The following is a 22228-nucleotide window of genomic DNA, read 5'->3' as shown; positions in this document are numbered from 1 at the left end:
CTCGATCCAGCCGCGCTATACTGCCGCGCCTTTTTCGCGCCGACCTGCTACAAGTTGACGCACCTCGAAAGCCATGCGCCAGGCAAGACCTGACCGGCTTTTTCAACGAATGTTCCCCACAAGAGGAGCGCGCCCCATGACCGTGATCAAACAAGACGACCTGATTCAGAGCGTCGCCGACGCCCTGCAATTCATTTCCTATTACCACCCCGTGGATTTCATTCAGGCCATGCACCAGGCCTACCTGCGTGAAGAATCCCCGGCGGCGCGCGACTCCATCGCCCAGATCCTGATCAACTCGCGCATGTGCGCCACCGGCCATCGGCCGATCTGCCAGGACACCGGCATCGTCACCGTGTTCGTGCGGGTAGGCATGGATGTGCGCTGGGACGGCGCCACCATGAGCCTGGACGACATGATCAACGAGGGCGTGCGCCGCGCCTACAACCTGCCGGAGAACGTGCTGCGCGCGTCCATCCTGGCCGACCCGGCTGGCGCTCGCCGCAACACCAAGGACAACACGCCGGCCGTGATCCACTACTCCATCGTTCCCGGCAACACCGTGGAAGTGGATGTGGCCGCCAAGGGCGGTGGCTCCGAGAACAAGTCGAAGATGGCCATGCTCAACCCGTCCGACTCGATCGTCGACTGGGTCCTCAAGACCGTGCCAACCATGGGCGCCGGCTGGTGCCCGCCCGGCATGCTCGGCATCGGTATCGGCGGCACGGCCGAAAAGGCTGCGGTGATGGCCAAGGAAGTGCTGATGGAGTCCATCGACATCCATGAGCTCAAGGCACGTGGCCCACAGAACCGCATCGAGGAGATCCGCCTGGAGCTGTTCGAGAAAGTCAACCAGCTGGGCATCGGCGCCCAGGGCCTCGGCGGCCTGACCACCGTGCTCGACGTCAAGATCATGGACTACCCGACCCACGCTGCCTCCTTGCCGGTGTGCATGATCCCCAACTGCGCCGCCACTCGCCACGCCCACTTCGTGCTCGACGGCTCCGGCCCGGCTGAACTCGAAGCGCCGGACCTGGACGCTTACCCGGAAATCGTCTGGGAAGCCGGCCCGTCGGCGCGCCGGGTCAATCTCGACACGCTGACGCCCGAAGAGGTGCAAAGCTGGCAACCCGGTGAAACCATCCTGCTCAATGGCAAGATGCTCACTGGCCGCGATGCGGCGCACAAGCGCATGGTCGAGATGCTGAACAGGGGTGAAACCCTGCCGGTCGACCTCAAGGGCCGCTTCATCTATTACGTCGGCCCGGTCGATCCGGTCCGCGAAGAAGTGGTAGGCCCTGCCGGCCCGACCACCGCCACGCGGATGGACAAGTTCACCCGGCAGATCCTCGACCAGACCGGCCTGCTGGGCATGATCGGCAAGTCCGAGCGCGGCCCAACCGCCATCGAGGCGATCAAGGACCACAAGGCCGTGTACCTGATGGCCGTGGGTGGCGCCGCCTACCTGGTGGCCCAGGCGATCAAGAAGTCGCGCGTGGTGGCCTTCGAAGAACTGGGCATGGAAGCGATCTACGAGTTCGACGTCAAGGACATGCCGGTCACCGTCGCCGTCGACAGCAAGGGTGAGTCGGTCCACATCACCGGGCCAGCCATCTGGCAAGCCAGGATCGCCGAAAGCCTGGCGGTGGAAGTGCAGTAAGCGTTTCGTGCTGAACCGAGAAGCCCGGCTCTGTGCCGGGCTTTTTTGCGTTCATGAGCCGGATTCAGCTGGACAGGCGACCCTAACCGCGTGGCCAGGCTTTGCCTACCTATCAGTTCTGTGGATACCCCGCTCTCGGCAGGCCCGCTAAAAAGTCGGCCTGATTACCCCCATGAGCGAGGCACACCATGAACACACCTGAACTCCCCGACCCAATTTTCGACGACGGCGACCATCTGCTTCCCGAGGTCGAGCTGCCCGAGTTGGCGGATCCAACACCTAACCCGCTGTTCGACAACCTGGTTCCGCTCACCCCGGAAAATCGCCTGCTGGGCAGAATGAGCTTTGCCGACGCGATGCCGGAAATGGGCATGAGCTCGGTATTCGACATCATTCGCCAACCCAAGGCCGAATTCACCCGTCAGCTACGTACCCTCAGCGATGCCGATGGCGAACTGGCCTACGACAATGCCCTGTGCTACGCCACCCAGATCGCCCGTTCCTATCGTGAAGACGTCGTGTCCTCAGGCCGCAACCTGCCACTGATCGCCCCGCAGACCGGCGTGCGTGCACTGGTCGACATCGGCCCGAGCTACCCCAACCTGTTCAAGGAAAACTGGGACCAGTTCTGCAAGGTCGGCGCCATCGAAGCCATGGACGGCCCGGTGGCCTACCTGGGCTCGTTGCGCCGCTTTGCCGAGCAGAAGATCGAAGGCGCGTCCACGTCGCCACTGCGGATACCGCTGGCGGTGCGCCGGCCGGACCTGGACAGCCTGTTGATCGACGAGCAGAGCACCTACCAGAGCGTGCCAATGCTGGACCTGGTGAACAACGTGTTGAGCCAGGGCATTGCCAAATACCAGACGGAGAAAGGCGACGCGCGGCCGATTCATGAGTTGCTGGCGGAGAAAAAGCATCCGTTCGTGTTTCCCTATCACTTTGCGCATCAGCAGGTGAGCTTGGCGTTGAGCGGTGAAAAGCCGACGCTGGGGGAGTTGAACTACCGGATGAGTATCTCGCCGCTCGGCGAGGAGTCTGCTTATGGATCCGTAGGAATAAGCGCTACCGTCGCCCAAATTGGATTGGCAGGTTTGAGTCCAACTATCGAGACGCTGGTGACATCGGCCTCCCCGTTCAGCCATTTCTATGTATCACTGCGCGATCTACTGGGTAATAAACAATTCCTGACGCCAGGCGCCGAACAATTCAAGTCACACAAGCACTTCACTAGTGGCTTTCTGATGCCGTCACAAACCTCCGTTAAGTCGGTCGAGCCTCCGGCTTTGCAGTTGGAGTGGTCTTCATCGAGGGATGACACACTTGCTCATCTAGTGTTCACAGGGGCCGAGCAGTCTATTAGAGAGCTGCCCGTCAAGTTTGCCAGTCAGGATTATCCAGCCGCCAAAAAATGGCACATGCACAACGCTGTCTACGGCAGCACGCTGAATACCAAGACACTAATAATTACCTATTCGGGCACCGATGCTGCGTTGAGCGACGCCGCTGGCCGCCGCTGTGATGTGTTGATCACGGCACAATCCTGGTCGCAGCTCGAGGACTGGGCACCTTCGAAGCGGGTTGCACCTTGGAAATTCACCTTCACGCCTGACGACGACTGTGCTCTGAATGACCAAGAGCGCGCGTTTTTTGTCACGCACTACGGAGTGGATTTTACCCATGGCTCGATGAATCCACTGGTTGGCCTGGACCGTTTTCTTCACTCCACAGACCTTGACAGTAAGGCCACGGAAAACCTGCTCGCAGTCAAGGCATTCGCCCCCATACAGTCGCCTAACTTCATCTCCCTCAACCGCATGGCCACCGGCATTCGCGGTTCCAGACCTTTCCCCCGCTCCAATCACTACGGAGCCAGCTACATAAACGGCATTGGTGGGAAGGACTCAGGCACAAAATCCTATGACAACTACGACAACACTATCGGCCTGGCCAAAGCCACCTCTGGCGATAAATGGCAGCTGACCAATACCAGCCTCGAGCGATACGACCGGCTGCAACGCATGATCCGGCTGCAGAAGGCTACCGGCCTCTCGTTCGCTCAGTTGGACATTCTCATGATCGGCGCCATGCGTTCTGAAAGTGATGCCAATGCTGGACTGCTAATCAACGGCAATACGCTCAGGACACTCGGGATGTACCGCTACTTCAGCCGCGAGTACTCGATTGCGGCTGATGAGTTTGCCGCATTCGTACACCATGTCTCGCCCTACGCCGCGACGGGTCAGGTTTCCATGCTCGACAAAGCGTTCAATACACCCGTGCTCTTCGATAGGCCTTTGGTGATTGATGACGGTGGTTTCAACCTGAACTCCTCTGATCCACTGCACCAGAAAACCGTCGCGCAACTCTGCGCAAGCCTGGGCGTTCAACCAGGCCGAGAGTTCGAACGCTTGGTCGCCGACACCCTGACTGCCGTGACGCCATTGAAACGCTCGCTGGCAGTGGTGTCCTCGCTTTACCGCCAAGCCCGTATCGCGCAGATGTTCGGTCTCTCGGCCAGCGACTTCTGGGAGCTGACGACCTTGCTGGGTGGCAGCGCCTATCGCGGGTCGATTGCCAGCGGTCGCTTGAAAGCGCTGGACTCTGCTGGCAAGGACATCCTCGACATCCTGATGGAACTGGACTGGGCCGTGCGCTGGCTCAAGGCCAATAAACTCACGGTCACCGGGCTGCTCGCCTTGTTGAGCACGGACGCTGCACAGGAGCCAGGCAACGCCCTGCTCGAGCGCCTGCAGCAGATGGCCGATGAGGGCCGTACCTTGGCCGTGAACGCCGCCACGATATCCGCCCTCGGTCTACCCAACAAAGCCACCGGCGCAGCCATCGACTGGCACACGGAACTGGGCAAAGGGACCTCAGCCATCATTGATGCGGCCGGGCTGGTCAAGCCGCTTCAACCAACGCTGACCGACACCGATCAGCAGCAGCTGGCAGAAAAGGTTCGCTCGCTGGTCGCCTCGCTGGGGCTGGCCGCCAATGACGTCCAGATCGCCGAAGACACACTGAATACGTATCTGGCCAACGCCCTGTGCCGCCAGCAGAGGCTTGTGGAAGGCCTGCTGCAGGAACACACCACGCTCCTGCCGGAATTGGCGGTATGGGTCGCTCACTGCGCCGATGTTTCACCTTACCGCCTGCTCGAGCGCACCTTCCAGGCCTGGCCGATGGACGCCGAGCCCGATGCCGCCAAAGTGAGTACGGTGCTGGCCGACCTGCGCCAGATCGACACCTGCACACGCGCTGTCAGCTGGGCCAATGTCGGCGCCGCCGCATTGCGCAGCTTCGTCGTCAACCCGGCGTGGCTGGGGTGCGACAGCCTGTGGCCGTTGTCCTTGAACACCCTGCACCTGCTCAAGGCCTACGACAGCCTGTTCAACACCTTGGGGCAGACGGAAGAGCGCCTGCTTGGTTACGTGCAGCAAGCCAATGCATTGGTATCCAGACGGCCCGGCAAACGCCAACTGGCGGTCCAGTCGCAAACCTGCAATGCCGCACTGGCGAGCTTGCTGGGCTGGAGCGAAAGCGAGGTGGCGGTGCTCACCGCGCTGCTGCCTCAGCAAACCGCCAAGAGCGTTGCCCATATCGACTGGGTGCGCCGCGCACAGGCCCTTTCGCTGGAAACCGGCCTCAACGCCGCGACCCTGCTCAAAGCCTGCTCCCTGCATGCCGACAGCCCCGAAGCTGACTGGCAAGCGGTGGGCCAGGCGGCCATGGCGGCTGTAAACCGCTGATTCACTGGGTGTCCAGGCCGGCCCCTTCGCGGGCAGAGGGCTCAGCCCGCGAAGGGGTCAGCACTGGCGCCCCTCCATTACTCATCCAAAGGAATACCTGCATGACCATCGCAGCCACACTCAACGAAAGCTTTCGCGACGCCCTCGTCGCCTACTACCTGGGCGAAGTCGTGCCCAACGACGCCACTCTGGCCGACCTTGGCCTGGCCAATAAACTGAAAACCGAAAACGACCTGTACGAATACCTGCTGCTGGACACCCAGGTCACCCAGGCCGTGGAAACCAGCCCCGTAGCCAGTGCCATCGCCAGTCTGCAGCAGTACATCAACGGCGCGCTGCTGGGCATGGAGCCGGGTTACAACGACGTACGCTTCAGCGAAGCGCTGCTCGGCGAATGGCGCGACCAGCGTAGTCAGTACCCACTGTGGGCGGCCAACCAACAGTTGGCCTGGTACCCCTCGCTGTACATCGACCCCTCGCTGCGGATGAAGAAATCCAGCTATTTCCAGCAGCTCGAGAACGACATCAATCAGAACCGCATCAGTTTGGACACTACTCAGGAGGCGGTGCAGAACTACTTGGCCAGCTTCGAGGAAGTGGCCAATCTGAGCATCATCAACGGTTACATCGCCGGCACCGACTTCAAGGAGTCCACCTACTACTTCATCGGCAAGTCCCGCGCCGAGGGCGCCTACTACTGGCGCTCGGTGAACATGGCCGAACGTACCTACGTCAGTGGTACTCAAGGGCCGAAGGTGGACAATCCGAACCCAGGGGCTTGGTCGGACTGGAAACGGGCCAACCTGCCCATCTCCGATACTGCCATCGAACACACCATTCGCCCGGTTTACTTCAATAACCGGTTGTTCGTGGTGTGGGTTGAGTACGTTGAAAGTGTAGAGCCCGGCGGCAGCGGTGACCTTGAGGCCACGCCGCCCGAAGATGGCAAGTATCCCCATCGCTCATTAACCAGCAGCAAACCAAAAATGTCGGCGAAGCTGCGCCTGAACCTCACCTACAAGAAATACGATGACAGTTGGAGCGCACCGCAGTGCTACATGGATGTTGACGTTGACCCGGGATCAGCCGCTATGCTGGACGTACACACAGTTGCGGTAGTGGATAAGTCGACAAATCCTGAAGGCCTATTGATGCTGATGCACAAAGGTTATTCGACCGGCGCAAACAACGACGGTACCCGCGACACCTACAAGTGCCTGAAGAGTCTGAAGCTAGACAAAAACTTCGTGACCACGGCGCTATTTCCTGAGCGCGGGATGGTTGATGACGACACCTCCGACACCGGCATCTACAGGTTGATGGTACTGCGAGCGGGACGATTGTTCGCCAACGCCAATGCCGGGCGTTTTCAGTTTCCGGTAACAGCGGGCGTCATATCCATCAAGTCTGTAAGCACCACTTCCCCCCATCCCAATAGTTCTGAAGTTCAAGGCTGGAACTATCTTGGGTGGCAGGACAGGGTGGGGAATAGTTCGGTAAACCGCCAGGTGACGTTCAACGCCACGACCAACAGGCTCAGCTTTTCATCACACGTGGCCACCGCGTTCACATCCGAACAAGAGTTCAATATCGAGTGTACAAACACTGGCTTTAGTTTATCGTTGATCGGACTCAAACCGACAGATGCAACGAGCGACATTATCCTGGACGCAAGGTCCACATTTCGAGCTACATATGACGCTTTCAAGCAGAATTTCGATTACACATTTTACAAAAGTCGTGAGGGTACATTTACTCCATTCCTGAAAAATAGTACAGGCTCAAACCTGACGCTGAACGCTTCGTCCGGTACCGCCAGCCTAGCAGGCAAGCGGTTGACGCGGGCAGCCTTTGACCGCCTCACCGGTTCAGATCCAGCCATTCCACCAGGGCTCGGCCTGACTATCACGCATACGAGCAGTGGCGTTTTTTTCCATCAGGGTCTTCTCAACGCTTTACCCAACACCCTCACTCAGAACTATCAGCAATTTCTCGCCCGAGCAACGTCGGTTACTACGCCAACACCGCCCAGCATGACGCAAAAGACTAATCTGAAAGTTGCGCCGACAGCGACTTCCGAGTTGTTACCCGGCCAGCATAACCAGAGCATCGATATCGCCATCAATCCGGAGACACTGCGGCCTGATTGGTCAGCCAACTTCCCGGACACAACCTTCACCGTCATTCACGGCGTCTATGTAACCCAGCGTGGTGTTGGCGTTACCAGAAGCCTGGGGCACTGCTGCAAAGCTACAAAAATCGAACTTCAGGCGATTGGTTCCGGAGACAGCCTGCGCGCTCCAAAGATTTCTCGGCATACCAACCCAACGTTGGGCACCGTTGAGTACATAGACTTCGCCAACTCAACAATTGCCAAGAACGACAACAACAACGCCAACCGACAACCCATCCGCATGAACACCCTGTTCGCCCGCAACCTGATCGAGCGCGCCAACGTTGCCTTGGAAAACCTGTTGTCCTGGGAAACCCAATGCCTGCCCGAGCCTGGGCTAGGCAACGGCTCGGCAGACCCCTTCATGGACTTCAAAGGCGCCAACGGCCTGTACTTCTGGGAGCTGTTCTTCCACCTGCCGTTCCTTATCAGCCACCGCCTGAACACCGAGCAACAGTTCAGCGAAGCCGAGCACTGGCTCAGCTTCATCTTCGACCCGAGCCGACGCGCCGACAGCAGCGGCCGTCCCGACTACTGGAACGTGCGCCCGCTAGTGGACGACCTGAGCCGCGAGCGTGCCACCCGCGCGCCGATCGATCCGGACGGCATCGCCAGCGACAACCCGGTGCACTACCGCAAGGCGGTGTACAGCCACTTCGTTCGCAACCTGCTGGACCGCGGCGATGCGGCGTATCGCCAGTTGACGCCGGATGCGTTGAACGAAGCCAAGCTTTGGTATGTGCGCGTGCTGGACCTGTTGGGCCCGCGTCCGGACAAGCGCCTGGTCAGCGGCTGGAAGCCGCTGACGCTGAAAAAGCTGTCGGATTCGGTCAGTGGCGGGCTGCGCGCGTTCGAGCAACGTCTGATCGAGCAGGAGCGCCTGGTCGCCGAAAGTGCCGCCGAGAACGACGGTCGGTCACTCATCATCTTCCAGCAGCCGCCGCTGGCGCTCATGCCTTTTGCGGTCGACCCTTCGCTGGCCGAACTCGACAGCCCACATTTCCGCGTGGCCCTGAACCGCGAACTGGTGCAGAACTGGGACACCGCCGAAGCGCGGCTGCGCAACCTGCGGCATAACCGCACCCTGGACGGCAAGCCGCTGCAGTTGCCACTGTTCGCCGCACCGCTGGATCCACGCGCGCTGATGTCGGCGTTCGGCTCCGCAGCCGCCGGGGGCGGTAGCGGTCGGTTGCTCGGCCAGGAAATCCCGCACTACCGTTTCAGCGTCATGCACAACCGTGCCAGCGCTGCGGTAGAAAACCTGATCCAGTTCGGCAGCACCCTGCTCTCGTTGCTAGAACGCAAGGACAACGCTCAACTGCAGGAAATGCAACAGCAGCAAGCCTGGGACATGGCCAAGCAGGCCATCGTCCTGCAGCAGCTGGTTCAGGGTGTGGAGGCCGAAGGCCGCAAGGCGCTGTTGGCCAGTCGTGCAATCGCTGAAAACCGCTTGAGCCATTACGCCACCCTGGCTTCTGAAGTCGTGAGCGCCGGCGAAGTATCTGCCGGCGCCTTGCACCTGCAAGGTCGAGTCGCCGAAGGGGTGGGTTTCGTCTCCCAGGCCATCGGCGAGGGCCTCAAGGTAGCGCCCAACCAGGTCGGTGCAGTGGGCGGCGTAATCGCCGGCATGGCCGGTGGCGCAATCGTCGGCGCCACCACTGGCGGCTGGCGCCTGGAAGGCGTCACCGGTATTGCCACCGCCGTGGCGCAGGGCATGGCCACCGCGTTCCATGGTGCAGCCGAAGCACTGGACCGCACCGAGCAATACCGTCGTCGCCATCAGGAGTGGATGCACGCCGAAGAACAGGCCAAACGCGAGATCGAGCAGATCGATGCGCAGCTGGCGGTGCACGACGAGCAGGCCAAGGTCACCGCCGAGCAGTTGCGGCAGACCGAACTGATGGTCGATCAAGCGGCCACCACCTATCAGTTCCTCAACAAACGCTTCACCAATGCCCAGCTCTACCAATGGCTCAACGGTCAGTTCGCCACGTTTTACTACCAGGCCTACGACACCACGTTGTCGCTGTGCCTGGCCGCCGAAGCGTGCTGGCAGTACGAGATCGCCGACTTGAAGACCCGCTTCGTTCAGCCAGGTGCCTGGAAGGACAGCTACCGCGGCCTTACCGCCGGTGAGTCGCTCAAGCTCAACCTGATGAAGATGGAAGCGGCCTATCTGCAACGCAATGCGCGCTCGCTGGAGATCACCAAGACCGTGTCGGTGCGCCGTCTGCAGGAAACCGAGGCCAAGCCGTGGGCGACCATCGTCGAGGACCTGGGCAAGACCGGTGGGCTGGAAATCAAGCTGGAACAGGGCCTCTTCGACAACGACTACCCCGGCCAGTACCTGCGCCGCATCAAGCGCGTCAGCGTGACCTTGCCAGCGGTGCTGGGCCCTTACGAGGACCTGGCGGCCGTGCTTACGCAAACCTACAGCAAGGTGGAAATGGCCGACACGGTGGGTGCCAACGTCTGGGAAAACATGCGCGCCAGCCAACAGATCGCCCTGTCCAGCGGTGTCGACGACGACGGCATGTTCACCCTGAACTTCGACGACGAGCGCTACCTGCCGTTCGAGGGCACAGGGGCGGTGTCGACCTGGAACCTGCGTTTCACCCGCTCCACGCCCGAGCTGTTGGCGGCGTTGAGCGATGTGATCGTGCGGGTTAGCTACACGGCGAAGTCGGCGTAGTTCGGGCGGTCGCTTTCGCGGGCAGAAGGCTCGCAAACAAGGCGACTCATCATTCAAAGGACCGGGCCACGCGCTCGGTCTCTATCCCATCTTCAGTGATACCTACTCATGAATACACACCACGACACTCCACTGGCGATCAACACGCCTTCACTTCCCAAAGGCGGCGGCGCCATCCAGAGCATCGGCAAGGGCTGGGGCTCGGTGGGCGCCAGCGGCGCTGCCTCGTTCAGCATCGCGCTGCCACTCTCACCTGGCCGCGGCGCCACCCCACAACTGGGCTTGAGCTACAGCAGCGGCGCCGGTAACGGCCCCTGCGGCATGGGCTGGGGGCTGAGCCGCCAGAGCATCGCCCGGCGCACGCAAAAAGGCGTACCGGCGTACACCGTCGACGACGAAATGGTCGGCCCGGGCGGCGATGTCCTGCTGCCACAGCGCGACGCCCAAGGCGTCATCGTCAGCACCACCGTCCATACCTTTCGCGGCCAGGCGCTGGGGGCCAGTTACCGAGTGACTCGCCACTGCCCCAGAGTGGAAGGCAGCTTCGCGCGTATCGAGCATTGGCAGCTGGACGATGCCGACGCCGGGTTCTGGCTGGTCCATGGCAGCGATGGCGGCCTGCACCTGTACGGCAAGCGCGCCAGTGCGCGCGTCTTCCCAGCCCACGCGCCGAAGCAGGTGGGCGAATGGCTGCTGGAGGAATCGGTAACGCCCACCGGCGATCACGTCGTCTACGAGTACCGCGCCGAAGACGGCGTTGGCCTGGCTGAAGGCGATGAACGCGACCACAGCGCCCAGCGTTACCTGAGCCGTGTGCGCTATGGCAACTTCACCGCCCATGCACCGCTGTATTTGTGGGATGAAGCGAGCCTGCCCGAGCATTGGCATTTCGACCTGGTGCTGGACTATGGCGAACGCGCCATCGAGCAGGGCAGCGTACCGACCTACGCCGCCAGCCAGCCCTGGCCGCTGCGGCCCGACCCCATCGCCAACTTTGCCTACGGTTTCGAACTGCGCAGCTTGCGGCGGTGCCATCAGGTGCTGATGTTCCATCGGTTCGACGAACTGGGCAGCGTGCCCGTGCTGGTCAACCGCTTGTGGCTGGAATATCGCCAGTGTCACGGTTACAGCCTGCTCACGGCCGCCATCGCTCAGGCCTGTGAAGGCACCGAGATGGTCGAACAGCCGCCGCTGGAATTTCGCTACGAGCATTTCCGCTTCGAAGACGCGCGTTACCGCGGGTTCGAAGCGATGCCGGGCCTCGACGATGGCCAGACCTATCAGTTGGTTGACCTGTATGGCGAGGGCCTGCCCGGCGTGCTTTACCGCCAGGACGACAGTTGGCGCTACCGCGAACCGGTGCGCGGCGATGACTCGGCCGACCCAGATGCCGTGGCCTACGCACCTTGGCAGCAATTGCCCAGGCAACCGGTCGCGGACGCGCGCAAGCCCGCTCGCCAGTTCCTCAGCGACCTGACCGGCGACGGCCGTCTGGATTGGATCGTCGCCCAGCCCGGGTACAGCGGTTTCTTCACCTTGGGCAACGATCGAGCGTGGTCCGGTTTCCACCCGTTCGATGCCTTTCCACTGGAGTTCTTCAGCGCCGAGGGGCAAATGACCGACCTTGTCGGCGATGGCCTGCGTGATTTCGCGATGATCGGCAGCCGCAGCGTGCGGCTGTACCCCAGCGCGCGCGACAAAGGTTTCGCCCTGCCCCGTGACGTTGCCCACGCCGACGACGCGCTGCCATTGGCCAGCAACAGCCAGCATGAGTTGGTGGCGTTCAGCGACGTGCTGGGCAGTGGCCAGCAGCACTTGATCCGCATCCGCCATGACGAGCTGCGCTGCTGGCCGAACCTGGGCCGCGGCATGTTCGGCAAAAGCTTCAAGATGGCCAGCCTGCCGTTTGCCTTCGGTGAGTTCGATGCGTCGCGGGTACGCCTGGCTGACCTGGATGGCTCCGGCGCCGCCGACCTGATCTACCTGAACAGCGAGCATGCACAGGTATTCCTGAACCAGAGCGGCAATGGCTTTGCCGAACCGGTGCTGCAGGCCTGGCCCCAAGGCCTGCGCTACGACAACACTTGGCAGGTGAGTGTTGCCGACTTGCAGGGGCTGGGCTGTTCGAGCCTGGTGCTCAGCGTACCGCACCTGCCGGGGCAGCATTGGCAGCTGGACTTCAATTCAGGTCGCAAGCCCTACCTGCTGGTGGGGTCGAACAACAACATGGGCGCGGACACCCAGGCCTGCTACCGCAGTTCGGCTCAGGAATGGCTGGATGAAAAAGCCGAACGGCTGGCCGCAGGGCTCACACCGGTTGCCGAACTGCCGTTTCCGGTGCACGTGGTGGTGGGCCAGACCCAGCACGACGAGATCACCGGCAATACCTTGAGCCAGCGCGTGCAGTATCGCCGAGGTCATTACGATGGCCGTGAGCGCGAGATGCGTGGCTTCGGCCTGGTAATCGCCACGGACTCCGAAGCGCCGTCGGCGAGTGCCGAGCCAACCTCGCCAGTGCTGCTGACCAAGACCTGGTACCACACCGGCCGAGCAGTGGATGAAGTCCTGCATGGCACCGTCGAGCATGATCCGCAGGCACGGACACTGGGCCCGATTCTGCTGCTGCGCCACGATGCCCAGACCGGCAATGACAGCATCGTCACCGAACAGGACGAAGGCTTGCGCCACGACATGGCCTGTGCGCTCAGCGGTCAGGTGCTGCGCACCGAAGTGTTCGGCCTGGACGGTCAAGCCTGTGCGGCGGTGCCTTATTCGGTGCAGGTACAACGCCCTGCCCTGCGCCTGCTGCAACCGCGCAGCGCGCGGCAGCGTTACGCCACCCTGCTGCCCATGACCCTGGAAACCCTGAGCTACCAGTACGAGCGCATCGCCGACGACCCGCAATGCAGCCACAGCGTGCAATTGCGCGCCGATGCTTTCGGTACAGTGACCCACGCAGTCAGCATCGCCTATGCCCGGCGCAAGCACGAGATCGACACCCCACCCTACAGCGACGAACACGAGCAGACCTGGTGGCGAGATGCGTTCGACCCGGCCCAGCATCGCTATTACTTCAGCGAAAGCCGTACCCAAGCCATCCATCTGGCCGATGACCCACAGTACTGGCGCTTGCACCTGCCCTACCGTGCACGGGGCAACGCCTGGTCGCTGCCCAAGGCCGACGTGACACTGGACCAGCTCGGCTACGAAGCGCTGTTGCGTGACGATGGGCTGTTGGGCAACACCGCGCCCAGGACCCTGACCGCCTTGAGCATGCAACGCTATCAAGGGTGCAGCGACGGCAGCGCCAGTTTCCTCGCCCTGGCCGACTTCGCCGAGGCGGCCGAGCTGGATGAAGCAGCGCTGCAAGCCTATGCAGAGGTATTGGAGCCGCAAGCGCTGGACGCCAAGCTGGTGGAACTGGGTTATCAACCCATGCCGGCATTCCTGCCCGAAGAGCCGGACCGCGTGCTGTGGTCGGTGCGCCAGGGGTATGCCACCTACGGCGACGCCCAGGCGTTCTACAAGGTCCAGGCCTACCGGCAGAGTCCCGCGATGGGTGAAACACGCGTGCAGTACGATGCCTACCAGTTGCTGCCAGTGAAGGTAATCGCCGCCGATGGCTGCACTACCCAGGCACGGTATGACTACCGGCACTTGCAGCCGGTGGACGTGGTCGACCCCAACGACAATCGCCAGCAAGCCAGCTATGACGCCTTCGGACGCTTGTCGCTGAGCAGCTTCTTCGGCACCGAGATGGGCGAGCCGGTGGGCTTTGCACCGTTGCAGGGCCAGACCATGGCCGGCAGTATTGCCGAAGCGATTGCCGACGACGCCGCTGGCCTGGGTGACTGGGCCATGGCCTATATCCATGAAGGCGATGCCTGGATGGGCGAGGTGCCCGCTGTTGGTGTGACCGACAGCTACGCGCTGGGCGAGCAGGTGATGGCCGGTCGCGTGACCCTGAGTGGGCAGCTGCGTGCCTCGGCTCGCAAGGGATGGCAGCAGGGCCTGTTGGCCGACGCGGTCGCCGAGACTCTGGCGCCACTGGCCAGCTATCCTCGCCAGCCGGTTCGCGTGGCGGCGTTCCAGGCCGATCGCTACCCCGGCGACCCCGAGCGCCAGGTACGCATGAGCATCGAGAGCTTCGACGGCTTCGGGCGCAACCTGCAAAGCAAGCAGCGGGTCGAGCCCGGCATGGCCCACCAGGTGGACGGTGACGGCATGCTGCTGGCCGAGGATGCCCATGCCGATCCACGCTGGCGGGTCAGCCAGCGCGTGGAGTACGACACCAAGGGACAGGTGATTCGTGTGTACCGTCCGTACTTCGCCAACAGTGATCGCTATATCGATGACGCCAGCCATCGCGATGCCGAGCACAGCTACCATGATCTGCAGCGCTATGACGCCCTGGGACGGCCGACGGAGACCTGGACTGCGGCCGGCTGGTTGCGCCGCCAGCGCCATACCCCTTGGTACAGCATCAGCGAAGACGAGAACGACACGGCCGAGGAGGTGCTGGCGATGCGCGCTGCCGAGGCTTGATCCCTACCGCCGCTAGCCCGGCGGACACTGCTCGCAGGGCGGCATGTCGCCGCCCTGTCGAGCCATGAAGTGACAGCGTCGCTTGCCAAGCCCGGTGAGCGTCAGTTGTCCAGTGGGCCTGTGGCGAGGTTCACCAAAAGTCTGGGGACAAACGGTCATTTGCCTCCAGTCCAGACACGGCGCGGGCTAGCGCCGTCACCCACACAATACCCACATGTTATCCACAGTCTGGCACCTTGCAATGACCCCCAGACCGCATTATCTTGTATCCCCGGCGCGCAAAACCACTACATGTAGGGTTTCGCCTGAAAAACCAAGCACAAGTCAAAGCAAGAACTCAAGCCCTTGCAGCGTGCTTTCCCCGAGTTTTTTCGCCCACGAATTCTCCGCCTGCCGCTACCTGCGGACGGCCGCATTTTCCGCTCTTTCCTACACCCGGCTGAAGGCCTCGGCCTTCCGCGGACAGCTTTTCGGTGACGGACCCAACGATTGGCGTCCGCTCAAATTTTTGAACGTGGAGATACTCACCCCATGCAAACCGACACAACTCGCGAGAACTCGCCGGCCAAGGCGCCGCAGGCCAACGATGCCAATCTGGATCTGGCCGCGACCGCTCCAGGCCAACTGCGCGTGATCAAGCGCAACGGTACCGTGGTCGGCTACACCGACGACAAGATCACCGTGGCCATCACCAAGGCGTTCCTTGCAGTTGAAGGCGGCAACGCCGCCGCCTCGTCGCGCATCCACGACACCGTCGCGCGCCTGACCGAACAGGTCACCGCCACCTTCAAGCGGCGCATGCCATCGGGTGGCACCATCCACATCGAAGAGATTCAGGACCAGGTCGAACTGGCCCTGATGCGCGCCGGCGAGCAGAAGGTCGCGCGCGACTACGTGATCTACCGCAACGAGCGCTCCAAGGAGCGCGCCACCCGCACTCCGGCCGATGCACCGGTCGAAGCGCACCCCAGCATCCGCATCACCAAGGCCGACGGCAGCCTGGCGCCGCTGGACATGGGCCGCCTGAACACCATCATCAACGAAGCCTGCGAAGGCCTGGCCGAAGTCGACGGTGGCCTGATCCAGAAGGAAACCCTGAAAAACCTGTACGACGGTGTGGCCCTCACCGACGTCAACACCGCCCTGGTGATGACCTCGCGCACCCTGGTCGAGCGCGAGCCGAACTACTCGTTCGTCACCGCCCGCCTGCTGATGGACACCTTGCGCGCCGAAGGCCTGAGCTTCCTGGAAGTGGCTGAAAGCGCCACGCACCACGAGATGGTCGACCTGTACGCCAAAGCGCTGCCCTCCTACATCGCCAAGGGTATCGAGTTCGAACTGCTGAACCCCGTGCTGGCCACCTTCGACCTGGAAAAACTGGGCCGGGCGATCAACCACGAGCGCGATCAGCAGTTCACCTACCTGGGCCTGCAGACCTTGTACGACCGCTACTTCATCCACAAGGATGGCGTGCGTTTCGAACTGCCGCAGATCTTCTTCATGCGCGTGGCCATGGGCCTGGCGATCGAAGAGAAGAACAAGGAAGACCGTGCGATCGAGTTCTACAACCTGTTGTCGTCCTTCGACTACATGGCCTCGACCCCGACCCTGTTCAACGCCGGCACCCTGCGTCCGCAGCTGTCGAGCTGCTACCTGACCACCGTACCGGACGACCTGTCGGGCATCTACGGCGCGATCCACGACAACGCCATGCTGTCCAAATTCGCCGGCGGCCTGGGCAACGACTGGACCCCCGTTCGCGCGCTGGGCTCGTACATCAAGGGCACCAACGGTAAATCCCAAGGCGTCGTACCTTTCCTGAAGGTTGTCAACGACACCGCCGTGGCAGTGAACCAGGGCGGCAAGCGCAAGGGCGCGGTCTGCGCGTACCTGGAAACCTGGCACCTGGACATCGAAGAGTTCATCGAGCTGCGCAAGAACACCGGTGATGACCGTCGTCGTACCCACGACATGAACACCGCCAACTGGATCCCCGACCTGTTCATGAAGCGCGTCTTCGACGACGGCAAGTGGACCCTGTTCTCGCCCAACGAAGTGCCGGACCTGCACGACCTGACCGGCAAGGCCTTCGAGGAGCGCTACGAGTACTACGAAGCGCTGACCGAGTACAACAAGATCAAGGTATTCAAGACCGTCCAGGCCAAAGACCTGTGGCGCAAGATGCTGTCGATGCTGTTCGAAACAGGCCACCCATGGCTGACCTTCAAGGACCCGTGCAACCTGCGCTCGCCGCAGCAGCACGTGGGCGTGGTCCACAGCTCGAACCTGTGCACCGAGATCACCCTGAACACCAACAAGGACGAGATCGCGGTCTGCAACCTGGGCTCGATCAACCTGCCGAACCACATTGCCGACGGCAAGCTGGACACCGCCAAGCTCGAGCGCACCATCAACACCGCCGTGCGCATGCTCGACAACGTGATCGACATCAACTACTACTCGGTGCCGCAGGCGCGCAACTCCAACTTCAAGCACCGCCCGGTCGGCCTGGGCATCATGGGCTTCCAGGATGCGCTGTACAAACAGCACATCCCGTACGGTTCCGATGCCGCCGTCGAGTTCGCCGACAAGTCGATGGAAGCGGTCAGCTACTACGCCATCCAGGCGTCCTGCGACCTGGCCGACGAGCGTGGCGCCTACGAGACGTTCCAGGGCTCGCTGTGGTCCAAGGGCATCCTGCCGCTGGATTCGCAACAGATCCTGATCGAGGCCCGTGGCCAGAAGTACATCGATGTCGACCTCAACGAATCGCTGGACTGGGCGCCGGTACGTGCGCGCGTGCAGAAAGGCATTCGCAACTCGAACATCATGGCCATCGCGCCGACCGCGACCATCGCCAACATCACCGGCGTGTCGCAGTCGATCGAGCCGACCTACCAGAACCTGTACGTGAAATCGAACCTGTCGGGCGAGTTCACCGTGATCAACCCCTACCTGGTTCGCGACCTGAAAGAGCGCGGCCTGTGGGACTCGGTCATGATCAACGACCTGAAGTACTACGACGGCTCGGTACAGCAGATCGAACGCATCCCGCAGGAATTGAAAGACCTCTATGCGACCGCGTTCGAAGTGGACACCAAGTGGATCGTCGACGCAGCCAGCCGTCGCCAGAAGTGGATCGACCAGGCCCAGTCGCTGAACCTGTACATCGCCGGCGCTTCAGGCAAGAAGCTCGACGTGACCTACCGCATGGCCTGGTACCGTGGCCTGAAGACCACCTACTACCTCCGTGCCCTGGCCGCGACCAGCACCGAGAAGTCGACCATCAGCACCAGCAACCTCAATGCAGTGTCGAGTGGCGGCAACAGCGCCCCGATGCAGGCCGCGCCAGCCGGCCCGGCTCCTGTGCCAAAGGCCTGTGCAATCGACGAGCCGGATTGCGAAGCCTGTCAGTAGGGTTCATAAGCTTTAAACGTATACTTAGCTAAATCTCCAACCCCAATAGATACAAGGGGTTGGAGCGTCCACTCCTCGTATACCCTCTCTATACTTGCCGCCCTATCTAGCTCATAGGTCGGAATCGTATACATTGCTCACTTTCCCCATCAGATCTTTCACCGAATTAGACGACTTTCCGATGACCGCGCTGGTCGATCAGGAAGGGCGCCCATTTAATGTTTCGGACTGCTTTTGGTGAAAGACACGAGCGGTTTTGGGGGACTCCTCACATCCAGCGCAATTCGCCAATACCCGACGTCATGCCAGGCGCCATGCTTGAATCCCACTTCTGGATACGTACCGATGTGAGCGAAGCCCAGCGCTTCGTGCAACCCAATACTGCCGTCGTTGGGCAGCGCGATCCCGGCGTAGGCTGCGTGAAAACCTTGCCTCTTCAATGTCGGCAGCAACACGTCATACAGTGCCCGACCGACGCCACTACGGTGCGCTTCTGGCGATATATAGACGGTAACGTCGACCGACCAGCGATATGCCTCCCGAGCCCGGTGCTGACTGGCATATGCATAGCCGATGACCTGGCAGTCTCGCTCCGCTACCAGATACGGGTAGGTAGGCAAAGTCGACCCAATCCGCTTGGCCATTTCTTCGACGGTAGGGGGCTCAAGCTCAAACGAAATCGCGGTGCGTTCTACCATCGGTGCGTAAATTGCCTGGATGGCTTGAGCGTCCGAAATCTGCGCAATCCTTACTGTCGTGTTGCTCATCTCTATCCTATTGGTGGCTCAAATCGATCTTTGATTGACTCGTTTCGAGAGTGCCTCGGCGCTTTCCTTGCGCTCCGAGTAGCGGTCTACCAGATACGTTTCCCGGCCCCGAACCATCAGCGTGAACTTCATCAGTTCCTCCAGCACGTCCACCACACGGTCGTAGTAGGCAGATGGCTTCATACGCCCTGCGTCGTCGAACTCCAGGAAGGCTTTGGGTACTGACGACTGGTTTGGGATGGTGATCATCCGCATCCAGCGCCCGAGGGTCCGCAGCTGGTTTACCGTGTTGAAGGACTGTGATCCACCGCAAACCTGCATGACGGCCAGCGTCTTGCCCTGAGTGGGCCGGACAGCGCCCATGGTGAGCGGAATCCAGTCGATCTGGGCTTTGAATACAGCAGACATTGCACCGTGACGCTCTGGCGAACACCACACCTGTCCCTCTGACCATAGAACCAGATCCCGCAGCTCTTTGACCTTTGGATGGTCTTCCGGAGCGTCGTCGGGGAGAGGTAGACCCGAGGGATCAAAGATGACGGCTTCGGCTCCGATTAGGTTCAGGATGCGCGCTGCCTCTTGGGTCAGTAGCCTGCTGAAAGAGCGCTCACGGGTCGAACCATACAACAACAAAATACGTGGCTTGTGGGCCAGGTGATCGTGGCCCTGAAGCAGATCCATTGAGGGGATATCAACCAGTGACAGATCCAGATTTGGAAGATCCGGACCAATATCCGTGGACAATTCGTCCATTACAGTTCACCTATTCGATCTAGTTCGCGCTTCAATTCCTGCGGTGTAAGCGTCGAATGATCCAGACTGAAGAATGCCTCGAAACGCTTTTTAATCAGGACTACGGTTGCGTCAAATGCGGCCTGGATTTCGCTGTCTGTTCCTTCAACATCGGAAGGATCGGCAAGACCCCAGTGGCTTTTGACAGCAGGCCCGAAATAGACCGGGCAGGGTTCGCCTCCAGCCTTGTCACACACGGTGATCACCACATCCGGTGGTGAGTTCGAAAAAACCTCTGAGCCTTTGCTGTAGAGATCTGTGGTGCCGATACCGAGCGCTTGCAGCGTGCTCACGGCACGCAGGTTCAGGTGCCCGCTTGGGAAGCTCCCCGAACTGAGGGCAGTAAAACCGCTCGGGGCCACGTGGTTGAACACCCCCTCCGAGAGAACGCTCCGGCAGCTGTTTGCCGTACACATAAATAGTACTTTCATGGGTTTCTCCTAGACAGGGATGCTCAGCCGTAACGCCAGTGCCATCAGCGTTACCAGCAAGATAGGAAGGGTGAGGATGCTGCCGACTTTGAAGTAGTAGCCCCAGGTGATGCGGATATTTTTCTGCGACAGCACATGCAGCCACAGCAACGTGGCCAGACTTCCGATGGGCGTGATCTTGGGGCCAAGATCGCAACCGATGACGTTGGCGTAGATCATGGCCTCACGTACCAGTCCCGTAGCGTCGCTGCCCTGAATGGACAGAGCGCCGATAAGCACACTCGGCATGTTGTTCATGATCGAAGACAACAGCGCAGCGGTGATACCGGTGCCCAAGGTAGCGGCCCATAGGCCATGCTCGGCAAATATGTTCAGCAGCCCCGAGAGCGAGTCGGTTAGGCCGGCATTACGCAGGCCATAGACCACCAGATACATGCCCAGCGAAAACACGACAATTTGCCAGGGCGCGTGCTTGATGACCTTTCTTGTGGAGATGATGTGGCCTTTACCTGCGATGACCAGCAGGATCATCGCACACGCAGCAGCAACGGCGCTGATGGGGATACCTAGCGGCTCCAGTGCGAACAGACCAATCAGCAGCAGGCCAAGTACCCACCAGCCAGCAATGAAGGTCGCCCGATCACGAATTACCGACTCTGGAGCCTCAAGCTGACCCGCGTCGTACTGGGCGGGAATGTCCTTGCGATAGAACATCCAGAGCATGAATAGCGTCGCTGCCACCGCCACCAGGTTCACTGGCCACATCACCGATGCATACTTACCGAAACCCACGCCAAAAAAGTCTGCCGAAACGATGTTGACCAGATTGGACACCACCATGGGCAGACTGGCGGTATCCGCGATAAAGCCTGCGGCCATCACGAACGCTAAAGTCGATGCTGGACTAAAGCGCAGCGCCGTCAGCATCGCGATGACGATCGGGGTCAGAATCAGTGCGGCTCCATCATTGGCGAACAGTGCTGAGACGGCTGCACCGAGCAGGATCATCAGCGCAAACAGGCGTCCGCCTTTGCCCTGACCCCAGCAAGCCACATGTAGCGCCGCCCATTTGAAGAATCCCGCTTCATCGAGCAGCAAACTGATGATGATCACGGCAATGAAGGTCGCGGTAGCGTTCCAGACGATGTGCCATACAACCGGCACATCCCCCAGGCTCACCACGCCGGTCAACAATGCCAGAACGGCACCCGCTGCTGCGCTCCAGCCGACGCCTAAGCCCCTTGGTTGCCAGATAACGAGCACGAGCGTAACTACGAAAATCGACGCAGCGATGAGCATGGGTATGTTCCAGATCAGGAGGTCAGCAGCAGGAGGCTTGGCGCACTGGTCTGTCTTCCATGGAAGCCAGCCGCCCTTGATGGTCGTTAACCCAGGACTGGTGGGCCTGTGTAGTGACGTTCAGAACATCTAGCGCCCACTGTTCAAGTTCGGGATGTAGGCGGTAGTAAACCCACTGACCCTGCCTGCGATCCGCGAGTAACCCGCAAGCACGCAACTGTGCAAGGTGCCTGGAAACCTTCGACTGGTTATCGTCCAGTGCCCAGATCAACTCGCACACGCACAGCTCACCCTCTGCGGACAGCATGAGCATGATCCGAGCGCGGGTTTCGTCTCCCAGGCACTTGAAGAAGGTGTGTGGTGCAAGGTTCATAAGCAATCGACCTAGATATGTGGATAACCGAATATACAGATATAAACACATTCAGTTCTCTTGCACAAATGACTAGCGACCGGACTTGATGATCCAGGTATCGGAGGTTGAGGTTCACTTCAAAGGCAGCGATAGCGCGAGATCAGCACTCGCCAGCTTGCATGTGATCGACGATTTGGGGCCTAGTTGATTCCCCATGGACTCCCCATCTGACTCGGCTCCGGTGTAGGCGATCTGCCATACGTCGCTAAGTCCGCTTGCGATATGATGCCAAGCAGATATCAAGCAGGCAGCTTGGGAACGGTTGAAAGGCCGGGGCTGTATGGCTTT

Annotated in this window: 10 protein-coding genes; 5 read left to right on the top strand and 5 right to left on the bottom strand. The window is 60.9% G+C overall.

Annotated features, from left to right (window positions below; all coding sequences use genetic code 11):
* Positions 1-136: 136 nt before the first annotated feature.
* From IFT44_RS06420 to IFT44_RS06400, 5 genes are all read left to right on the top strand, one after another.
* Complete coding sequence (locus IFT44_RS06420) at positions 137-1660, top strand: fumarate hydratase (RefSeq protein ID WP_122479347.1); 1524 nt, start codon at positions 137-139, stop codon at positions 1658-1660.
* 188 nt (positions 1661-1848) lie between these two features.
* Entirely contained in the window at positions 1849-5409 is a 3561-nt protein-coding gene (locus tag IFT44_RS06415; protein WP_192175606.1) for a Tc toxin subunit A, read from the top strand.
* A gap of 101 nt (positions 5410-5510) precedes the next feature.
* Positions 5511-10274 carry a Tc toxin subunit A-related protein gene (locus IFT44_RS06410; RefSeq protein WP_192136959.1) on the top strand — a complete coding sequence of 1588 codons (4764 nt, stop codon included), beginning with the start codon at positions 5511-5513 and terminating at the stop codon, positions 10272-10274.
* A gap of 108 nt (positions 10275-10382) precedes the next feature.
* A complete protein-coding gene (locus tag IFT44_RS06405) occupies positions 10383-14819 on the top strand; it encodes a SpvB/TcaC N-terminal domain-containing protein (RefSeq protein ID WP_192175605.1) in 4437 nt (1478 codons plus the stop codon).
* 531 nt (positions 14820-15350) lie between these two features.
* Positions 15351-18236 (top strand): ribonucleoside-diphosphate reductase subunit alpha, encoded by a 2886-nt coding sequence (locus IFT44_RS06400; RefSeq protein ID WP_122479351.1) that lies wholly within the window; start codon positions 15351-15353, stop codon positions 18234-18236.
* Between the two features lie 215 nt (positions 18237-18451).
* On the opposite strand, the gene IFT44_RS06395 is transcribed toward IFT44_RS06400, so the two are convergent.
* From IFT44_RS06395 to IFT44_RS06375, 5 genes are read right to left on the bottom strand one after another with little or no spacing between them, the layout of a single operon-like run.
* Positions 18452-19003: an arsinothricin resistance N-acetyltransferase ArsN1 family B gene (locus tag IFT44_RS06395; RefSeq protein WP_192057603.1), complete on the bottom strand. Its 552-nt coding sequence runs from the start codon at positions 19001-19003 to the stop codon at positions 18452-18454.
* Between the two features lie 18 nt (positions 19004-19021).
* Positions 19022-19735, bottom strand: a complete 714-nt coding sequence (arsH, locus tag IFT44_RS06390; protein ID WP_192057787.1) for an arsenical resistance protein ArsH — start codon at positions 19733-19735, stop codon at positions 19022-19024.
* Positions 19736-19755: 20 nt separating this feature from the next.
* A complete protein-coding gene (locus tag IFT44_RS06385) occupies positions 19756-20226 on the bottom strand; it encodes an arsenate reductase ArsC (RefSeq protein WP_192057604.1) in 471 nt (156 codons plus the stop codon).
* 9 nt (positions 20227-20235) lie between these two features.
* Entirely contained in the window at positions 20236-21525 is a 1290-nt protein-coding gene (locus IFT44_RS06380) for an arsenic transporter (protein ID WP_192057605.1), read from the bottom strand.
* Between the two features lie 22 nt (positions 21526-21547).
* Positions 21548-21898 (bottom strand): metalloregulator ArsR/SmtB family transcription factor, encoded by a 351-nt coding sequence (locus IFT44_RS06375; protein ID WP_192057606.1) that lies wholly within the window; start codon positions 21896-21898, stop codon positions 21548-21550.
* Between the last annotated feature and the right edge of the window lie 330 nt (positions 21899-22228).

The organism is Pseudomonas sp. CFBP 13710 (assembly GCF_014842235.1).
In the GTDB taxonomy this organism is placed as follows: Bacteria; Pseudomonadota; Gammaproteobacteria; order Pseudomonadales; family Pseudomonadaceae; genus Aquipseudomonas; species Aquipseudomonas baltica.
Note: the sequence above shows the minus strand (reverse complement) of the source record. Positions and strands in the feature narration are given on the sequence as shown.

What these genes read in the sequence shown, in the direction of transcription:
- IFT44_RS06400 (WP_122479351.1), top strand. Translation starts at nt 15,351, where the DNA reads ATGCAAACCGACACAACTCGCGAGAACTCGCCGGCCAAGGCGCCGCAG.
- IFT44_RS06380 (WP_192057605.1), bottom strand. Translation starts at nt 21,525, where the DNA reads ATGCTCATCGCTGCGTCGATTTTCGTAGTTACGCTCGTGCTCGTTATC.
- IFT44_RS06410 (WP_192136959.1), top strand. Translation starts at nt 5,511, where the DNA reads ATGACCATCGCAGCCACACTCAACGAAAGCTTTCGCGACGCCCTCGTC.
- IFT44_RS06375 (WP_192057606.1), bottom strand. Translation starts at nt 21,898, where the DNA reads ATGAACCTTGCACCACACACCTTCTTCAAGTGCCTGGGAGACGAAACC.
- IFT44_RS06405 (WP_192175605.1), top strand. Translation starts at nt 10,383, where the DNA reads ATGAATACACACCACGACACTCCACTGGCGATCAACACGCCTTCACTT.
- IFT44_RS06420 (WP_122479347.1), top strand. Translation starts at nt 137, where the DNA reads ATGACCGTGATCAAACAAGACGACCTGATTCAGAGCGTCGCCGACGCC.
- IFT44_RS06385 (WP_192057604.1), bottom strand. Translation starts at nt 20,226, where the DNA reads ATGAAAGTACTATTTATGTGTACGGCAAACAGCTGCCGGAGCGTTCTC.
- IFT44_RS06395 (WP_192057603.1), bottom strand. Translation starts at nt 19,003, where the DNA reads ATGAGCAACACGACAGTAAGGATTGCGCAGATTTCGGACGCTCAAGCC.
- IFT44_RS06415 (WP_192175606.1), top strand. Translation starts at nt 1,849, where the DNA reads ATGAACACACCTGAACTCCCCGACCCAATTTTCGACGACGGCGACCAT.